Source organism: Vreelandella rituensis (assembly GCF_003336665.1).
Classification (GTDB): Bacteria; Pseudomonadota; Gammaproteobacteria; order Pseudomonadales; family Halomonadaceae; genus Vreelandella; species Vreelandella rituensis.
Genome location: NZ_QPIJ01000096.1, coordinates 1 through 7,227 on the forward strand (window position 1 = coordinate 1; position 7,227 = coordinate 7,227).

At 57.4% G+C, this 7,227-nt stretch carries 7 protein-coding genes and 1 pseudogene; 1 reads left to right on the plus strand and 7 read right to left on the minus strand.

The window, feature by feature from the left end:
• Positions 1-503, minus strand: a 503-nt coding sequence (locus tag DU506_RS20185; RefSeq protein ID WP_147273799.1) for an RNA-guided endonuclease InsQ/TnpB family protein, incomplete at its 3' end; no start/stop codon positions are given.
• Positions 504-755: 252 nt separating this feature from the next.
• Between DU506_RS20185 and DU506_RS20190 the strand changes: the two genes are divergently transcribed.
• Entirely contained in the window at positions 756-1,301 is a 546-nt protein-coding gene (locus DU506_RS20190; protein WP_114488650.1) for a macro domain-containing protein, read from the plus strand.
• Positions 1,302-1,377: 76 nt separating this feature from the next.
• Here DU506_RS20190 and DU506_RS20195 read toward each other — a convergent pair whose 3' ends face one another.
• The 6 genes and pseudogenes from DU506_RS20195 to DU506_RS22720 form a co-directional block, all read right to left on the minus strand.
• Positions 1,378-2,697: a TRAP transporter large permease gene (locus DU506_RS20195; RefSeq protein ID WP_114488651.1), complete on the minus strand. Its 1,320-nt coding sequence runs from the start codon at positions 2,695-2,697 to the stop codon at positions 1,378-1,380.
• Complete coding sequence (locus tag DU506_RS20200) at positions 2,687-3,166, minus strand: TRAP transporter small permease (protein ID WP_114488652.1); 480 nt, start codon at positions 3,164-3,166, stop codon at positions 2,687-2,689. The genes DU506_RS20195 and DU506_RS20200 overlap by 11 nt, the downstream gene beginning before the upstream one ends.
• A 98-nt stretch (positions 3,167-3,264) precedes the next feature.
• Positions 3,265-4,272 (minus strand): DctP family TRAP transporter solute-binding subunit, encoded by a 1,008-nt coding sequence (locus DU506_RS20205; protein ID WP_114488653.1) that lies wholly within the window; start codon positions 4,270-4,272, stop codon positions 3,265-3,267.
• A gap of 154 nt (positions 4,273-4,426) precedes the next feature.
• A complete protein-coding gene (locus DU506_RS20210) occupies positions 4,427-4,933 on the minus strand; it encodes a DUF192 domain-containing protein (protein ID WP_114488654.1) in 507 nt (168 codons plus the stop codon).
• Entirely contained in the window at positions 4,930-6,414 is a 1,485-nt protein-coding gene (gene pyk, locus DU506_RS20215; protein WP_114488655.1) for a pyruvate kinase, read from the minus strand. Before pyk ends, DU506_RS20210 begins: the two co-directional genes overlap by 4 nt.
• A gap of 586 nt (positions 6,415-7,000) precedes the next feature.
• Positions 7,001-7,227, minus strand: a pseudogene (locus tag DU506_RS22720) (hypothetical protein); the annotation flags it as partial.

Genomic DNA, 7,227 nt, shown 5'->3' on the forward strand with positions numbered 1-7,227 from the left:
ACTTTGCACAAGCAGCTAATGAAATAGCGACCGGCGCGGTCTTGGGACACGGTAACGGTGCTGGGGGCTGACGGAAGCACGCGGCTCCAGCGGATGCTGAGGGGTTCCTGGCACTTGGCCAACGTGATCTGGCCGTTACGATACGCAAACGCCGAACTGGCAAAGGTGGCGGACTGCCGCTGCTTCTTTGACTTGAATCGCGGGTACCGTGCGCGCTTGGCAAAGAAGTGCTTGAAGGCCGATTGCTGATGGCGCAGGCATTGCTGCAAGGGTACCGAGCTGACTTCGGCCAGGAACGCGGTGTCAGGCTGCTTTTTCAGCTGGGTCAGGAAAGCGCTGGTGTCGTTGTAACCGATCTTTTCCTGACGTTGATAAAACGCATCGGTGCGATAGCGCAGCACGGTGTTCCAGACAAACCGCACGCACCCAAACGTCCGCGCCAGCAGGATTTCCTGCTCGGGCGTCGGGTAGAAGCGGTACTTGTAGGCGCGTTCGGTTTTCATGAATTACAGTTTAGTATCATTTGCGTAAGAACACAAGGCGCTTGTATCCCCTCCCTCCGCGCTACGCGACTCAGGAAGAGGTATTACGCGCTTTTAGATAACAATATCGTCCTTCAGTATCCTTACCCCAGCTTGTTAAGCACACCCAAAAGCAACCAGACTGCCACTGACCCGGTGTTTTGCGACAACTATTTATGACAATCATTTGTGACAACTAACCAGAATCGAACATCCTTCCACAGGAGTGCGGTCATGAACACACCAGCCGAACGTATCGAATGCCGACGAGGGGATATTGCCGACCAGCCGGATATGGATGCAGTCGTCAATGCCGCTAACGCCCAACTTAAAAGTGGCGGGGGCGTGGCGGGCGCTTTGCACCGTGCCGCCGGGCCGGGCCTTGCGCAAGAATGCCACGCCATGGCCCCGATCAAACCCGGAGAGGCGGTACTTAGTGGCGCCCACGATCTGCCCAATGACTACGTCATTCATTGCTTGGGTCCAGTGTATGGGCGCGACGAACCCTCCGACAAATTGCTTGCCGACTGTTATCGTAATGCTCTACAAATCGCTGAAAAACATGACATTACGTCGATCGCTTTCCCTGCAATTTCAGCCGGAGCCTTCGGTTACCCTCCCGCCGAAGCAGCTCGTGTTGCGCTGAGCACCGTCATCAAGACGCTGCCCGACTGTCCGCATATCAAGTGCGTGCGATTCGTACTGTTCGATGCCAAAAGTGCCCAATTGCACCATGATATTCTGGCTCAATTACACGCCAATACCCGCCCCAGTGATTGAACCGGCAAGTCAATGCCGCCTGGCTCAAGTCCTGGGTCGGGCGCCTCAAATACTGACTCCTCAAACACTGGCCCCTCTAAACGTTGTATCCCAGTACTGTGGGCAACCACAAAGCAATGCCGGGGAAGACCGCCACCAGCGCCAAGGCACAAGCCATGGCCACCACGAACAGCAGCGCCCAACCCATGGTATGTTCCAGGCGTATTCGCGCCACTTCCGTGGTCACCATCAGGTTCACCGCCACAGGCGGAGTAAACTGACCGATGGCGATATTCATCGCCATCAGAATACCGAACCACACCGGATTCCACTCGAAATGCTGCATCACCGGAATCAGGATCGGCATCATGATCAGGTAGATGGAGATCGCATCCAGTAGCATCCCCGCCACCAACACCGCCAGCATCACCAGGATCAACAACAGCACGCCGTTGTCGGTCAAACCAATGATCCATTCGGCCAAATGGCGAAAGGTACCCAGCATGGTGCCGGCCCAGGCGAAAATACCCGCCAGGGCGATAATCAGCATCACCACACCGGAAATTACCGCTGCTTCGCCGAACAATTCCCACAGATCACGCAAGTTGATTTCCCGGGTCAGGAACAGGCCAACCAAAGCGCCGTAGGCTACCGCCACAACGGCTGCTTCGGTGGGAGTAAACAATCCCGAACGCAGTCCGCCCAGAATCAACACCGGGGCAAACAACGCAGGCAATGCCTGCCTGAAACTCTCGCCCACGCTCAGACGCTCCTCCCCTTCTCCCAGGTTCACGCCCGCCTGACCGCCCCCTTCCCAACCATAGCGTTTCGAGACGATCAGTGCCGGCACCAACAGCGCCGCCCCCGCCAGCAGGCCGGGGAACAGTCCAGCGGCAAACAGCGCCCGCAAATCGACTCCCGGCACCACAATCGAATACAGAATCAGGGCTACCGAGGGCGGAATAAGAATCGCGGTAGACGCTGAGGCGGCAATCAAGGTGGCCGAAAACGGTTTGGGATAGCCCGCTTTGGTCATGCTCGGCAACATCACCATGGCCACCGCCGCTGCATCGGCCGGGCCTGAGCCGCTCATGCCGCCCATGATCATGCACACCAGCACCGCCACCAGCGCCAAGCCACCGTGACGCGGCCCGATCAACGCCTGAGCGAAGCGCACCAGGCGCAATGCCACCCCCGAGCGCTCGAAAATCAGCCCGGTGAGAATGAACAATGGAATCGCGATCAAGGGATATTTGGCAATGCTGTTGTAGGTATTGGTGCCCAGGGTCGCCAGCATGGTTGGCGAGAGCCCCACCACAATGCCCACGGCACCCGACAGGCCCAGGGAAAACGCCACCGGCACCCCAGCGATCAAAAGCCCGGCAAAGGCCAGCAACATCCAGACATCAGGGCTCATCGTCGAGACTCCCGTTCAGCCGGGCGCGCGTTTGCTGAACCAGACGCACCAGCATGGCAGCCGATAATAGCGGCAGCCATATGATGTACCACCATTGGGGCAGTCCTAGCCCCGCCGACAGGGATTCCCAGTGATATTCCTGCCAGGCCAGCTTGGCACCGAACCAGGTCACCAGCCCCAACACAGTGCCCACACACAGCGCCTGGAAAACGATCAAGCCACGGCGCGGCCCTTCCGGAAGCGCCCGCTCGAGAAAACCGATACGAATATGCCGATTGCGCCGCAATGCCACCGACGCTCCGGCAAAGGTCAGCACCACCAGCAGAAACACCGAAAATTCTTCGGTGAACGAGAACGAGCCCCCGGTGATATAGCGCGTTACCACATTGCCCAGGCTGATCACGGCGATAATGATCAACGCCAGCGATCCCAGCCAGCGCTCCACTCGCGCATCGGGAAGTTGTTTCATGAGACCCTCATGCTCTTTTCACCCTGGCTGTCTTCATAACCTATGTAAGAAAACCGGCCCTGAAGGGCCGGTCAAATGCTAGCAGGCAAGAATCTTGGTTAGCGTGCGTCAATCGCAGAACGTGCTGCTTCAACTAGGTCTTCGCCGATACGCGGCACCCATTTTTCATACACTGACTGAGTCGCTTCGACAAAGGCTTGATGTTGCTCATCCGTCAGTTCGGTGACGGTGACGCCGCGCGCCTGAATACTCGCCAGACGCTCACTTTCCTGCTCACGGGTCATGGCGATTTCCCATTTACCGGCTTCGATGGCGGTTTCGCGCAGCAGCTCACGATCAACCTCATCCAGGGTCTGCCACACATTCTGATTGACGGCGAAAACCAGGGGGTCATTCATGTAGTTCCATAACGTCAGATATTCCTGGCCCACCTGGTCAATGCGCGCCACATCGAATACCGACAAGGGGTTTTCCTGACCGTCCACTGCGCCTGTGGTCAAGGCGGGTTTGGCATCGGCCCAACTCATCTGAGTGGGGTCGGCATCCAGAGCACTGAACGTATCCTGAAACAGAGGTGAACCCACTACCCGAATCTTGAGACCCTCGAGGTCTTCGGGCTCGCTGACCGGCCCTTGCGAATTGGATAACTGACGAAAACCGTTTTCACCCCAGGCGAGAGGAATAACGCCGCGTGACTCGATAGCCTCGAACACCATTTCACCCGCCTCACCGCCGGTCACCGCATCCACAGCGGCTTCATCCGGCATTAGGAACGGCAGCGAAAACAAGTTGAGCTCAGGCACTTGCGGCGACCAGTTGATGGTCGAGCCCACGGCGGCATCAATCAGACCGGAACGCATGGCGGAAAATTCACGGGTTTGATCGCCCGATACCAGTTGGGAGTTGGGATAAACGCGCAGGGTCAAGCGGCCATCGCTACGTTCTTCGATAAGCTCCGCCCATTTTTCCGCCGCCTGGCCCCAAGGGAAGGCATCGGGAAGGACAGTGGAAACGGAAAGCTCCCGCGCCTGGGCGGAAAGCGAGGCGGTCAAGGCGGCGGTACCAACGAGCAGCACAGCGGCACGCGTCAAATACGACAATGTCATGATGGTTCCTTAAGCAAAGCCTGGAAAGGCGATTGTTATTGGTCGTTTCGTTAGTGGCGCCTCAAGATAAAACGGCACCCATTAAAATGCTTGTAGCCAAGTTGTTTGATTGTACTCAGCCAAGCGTTGAAACCGAATGCTTGAGCCGCTTTTTTCAGCAGATACCTTCAAGCCCAGGCCAACTGACGCAGTCGCCAACCTTGATAGCATGCTCGGCGAAAAACCCTGCGTTTACCTCGAGCGCAGAGCGGTAGCTTGCCCCTGCCGGATAAGACGGGCAATCGGCCGCCGACTCAGATTCACAAGGTGACATGCGATCGATAGCGACAATACGACCTTGCTCATCCAGATAAGCGATATCTAGCGGAATACGCGTGCGGTACATCCAGAAAGCGCTTTCCGGAGGTTGATCCTCAGCGTAGCGAAACAGCATGCCCGAGCGAGGCGCAAGGCTGTCACGCTCCATCAATCCCTGGCGTCGCTGTGCCGGGGTCCGAGCCACTTCCACTTCCAGGCGCTGAGGCCCTTGGTCGCTATGTATCACCAGTCGCGTCACCGCTGGCTGGGGAGGCTCGTCGGCCTGCAACCAGGAAAAGGGCAACAGGCTGAAAAATGGCAGGGCAAGCGCCCCTTTAAGCAAGACACGACGTGTCGGGTTCATTTTGGAATCGCCTCGCTGTGGGCATCATCCACCTGCATGACCTTCATGGTGTTGGTGCCACCGTGAGCATTCATGTGATCGCCTCGCGTCAGAATCACATAGTCGTCTTTTTCGGCCAGGCCGTGACTCACCAGCAATGCCAAGGCGCGGTGATTGAGTTCGGCCGGGCTCATCCCGGAGGTATCGAACGGCAGCGATACCACACCGCGATACAAAGCCATGCGTCGCTGGGCGATGGGGTTGTGCGCCAGACCAACGATCGGCAAACCCGAGCGAATACGCGAGGCGATCAGGGGGGTATAGCCCGACGCCGTCATGCAAGCAATGGCAGCCACGCCGGTCATATGGTTGGCCGCATACATGGCGGAAAGTGCAATGGTTTCGTCCGCGCGCGTGAAGCCTTCGTGAATACGATGACCGGATTCCTGGGCGCTCTTTTCACGCTCGGCACCCAGACAGATACGCGACATGGCTTCGACGGTTTCCACCGGATAATCACCGGCAGCGGTTTCGGCGGACAGCATCACGGCGTCACTGCTGTCGAGCACGGCGTTGGCCACATCGAACACTTCAGCGCGAGTCGGCAGCGGCGAGTCGATCATCGATTCCATCATCTGCGTGGCGGTGATCACCGCGCAGTTGAGGGTGCGGGCGCGCTTGATCAGACGTTTTTGAATCCCTACCAGCTTGGCGTCGCCGATTTCCACACCCAAATCGCCGCGTGCCACCATGACCGCTTCCGATGCTTCGATAATCGCATCCAGGGTGGCGTCATCAGCCACTGCTTCGGCGCGTTCGATTTTGGCCACCAAGCCGATATCGGCACCGGCCTCACCCAGCATGCGGCGGGCGGCACGCATGTCATCGGCGGAACGCGGAAACGAAATCGCCAGATAATCCACGCCGATGGCGACGGCGGTCTCGAGATCCTGCTTATCCTTTTCAGTCAACGCCGGGGCGGAAAGCCCACCGCCTTGTTTATTGATTCCCTTGTGGTTGGAAAGCTTGCCGCCCACCACCACCGTCGTATGAATTTCTTTGCCTTGAACGTAGGCGACTTCCAGCACCACGCGGCCATCATCGAGCAACAGGCGGTCACCTGTTACCACATCATTCACCAGAGCGGTGTAATCACAACCCACCCGCTGGTGGTCACCGGCATCACGATCCAGCGACATGTCCAGAATGAACGCCTGGCCTTCTTGCAAAGCGATAACGCCTTCCTTGAACCGGGCGATGCGAATCTTGGGACCTTGCAAATCACCCAAGGCCGCGACGCTGCGACCCAGTCGGGCGGCAATTTCACGGACCTGTTCCAGGCGCCGCTTATGATCTTCGGCACTGCCATGCGAGAAATTCAGTCTGACCACATCCACACCCGCCACCAACATGGCTTCCAGCACACCGTCACGGTCGCTGGCCGGTCCCAGGGTGGCAACAATCTTGGTACGGCGAAGGGGAACATGCGGTAGGGGTTTCATAAGACTCCTCGATAAACCAACACGGCAAGGTAGTAGATGCTTGCCTTTATTTCAGGCACCACCTTGATCGATTACGCCCCGTAGATGAGCGTCAAGGTGGCTGAGAGCATCCGAGTATACTCGCCATTGCATGACAGAGGTACGAACGGCCCCACTTGAACCAACCCCGGCGCAATCTCGGTTGCTTTAGCTTCGAGTCAAGCCGGGTCGGCCAGGGAAGGCCGCTATCGGCGGCGTAGCCGCCGCGATTGTTGTTCACCTTTCTCGGAGGTGTGGCGTTGCTGGTCGGTGATGTACTTCGTCCTGCCTGAGCGACGCGAGCGGTCTTATCCTCGATCGGTCAGGCGCCGACCACAGAAATACCCCACCAAGAAAAATGCCAGTCAGCGTTAACTGACTGGCATTACACTTAAAGGTGGCGTTTTTACATCCCGGCTGAGCAGCGCGGATCAACCCTTGCGTGCTAGCCTTGGCAATTACTGCGTTGCCACGACATTGTTAACATTCTTGCTAATTTCTTCGGTCATTTTCTGAATTTGCTGAGCGAAGTCCTGGCTTAGGGAAATGACTTTTTCCGCGTCACCTTTCATTCTTTCGGTAAGATTGGCAGCGGTTTTTGCTGGCTTTCCATGGCTTTCTTAATGCTGTCGGTGTCTTTGACCTCCAGCCAGGTGCGCGCTTGCTCCATGGACCCCGCTTTATTCATCACGCCCGCGGTAGCGTCATTATTTAGCGCTTTACGACTACGTAATCCGAGCTTGGTGGCTATCTGACGTCTTCTTGACGGGGTAACGATGCAATATTGTTTTTTAG

Excerpts from the sequence above, each read along its gene's own strand:
- DU506_RS20190 (WP_114488650.1), top strand. The coding sequence starts at position 756 with ATGAACACACCAGCCGAACGTATCGAATGCCGACGAGGGGATATTGCC.
- DU506_RS20195 (WP_114488651.1), bottom strand. The coding sequence starts at position 2,697 with ATGAGCCCTGATGTCTGGATGTTGCTGGCCTTTGCCGGGCTTTTGATC.
- DU506_RS20200 (WP_114488652.1), bottom strand. The coding sequence starts at position 3,166 with ATGAAACAACTTCCCGATGCGCGAGTGGAGCGCTGGCTGGGATCGCTG.
- DU506_RS20205 (WP_114488653.1), bottom strand. The coding sequence starts at position 4,272 with ATGACATTGTCGTATTTGACGCGTGCCGCTGTGCTGCTCGTTGGTACC.
- DU506_RS20210 (WP_114488654.1), bottom strand. The coding sequence starts at position 4,933 with ATGAACCCGACACGTCGTGTCTTGCTTAAAGGGGCGCTTGCCCTGCCA.
- pyk (WP_114488655.1), bottom strand. The coding sequence starts at position 6,414 with ATGAAACCCCTACCGCATGTTCCCCTTCGCCGTACCAAGATTGTTGCC.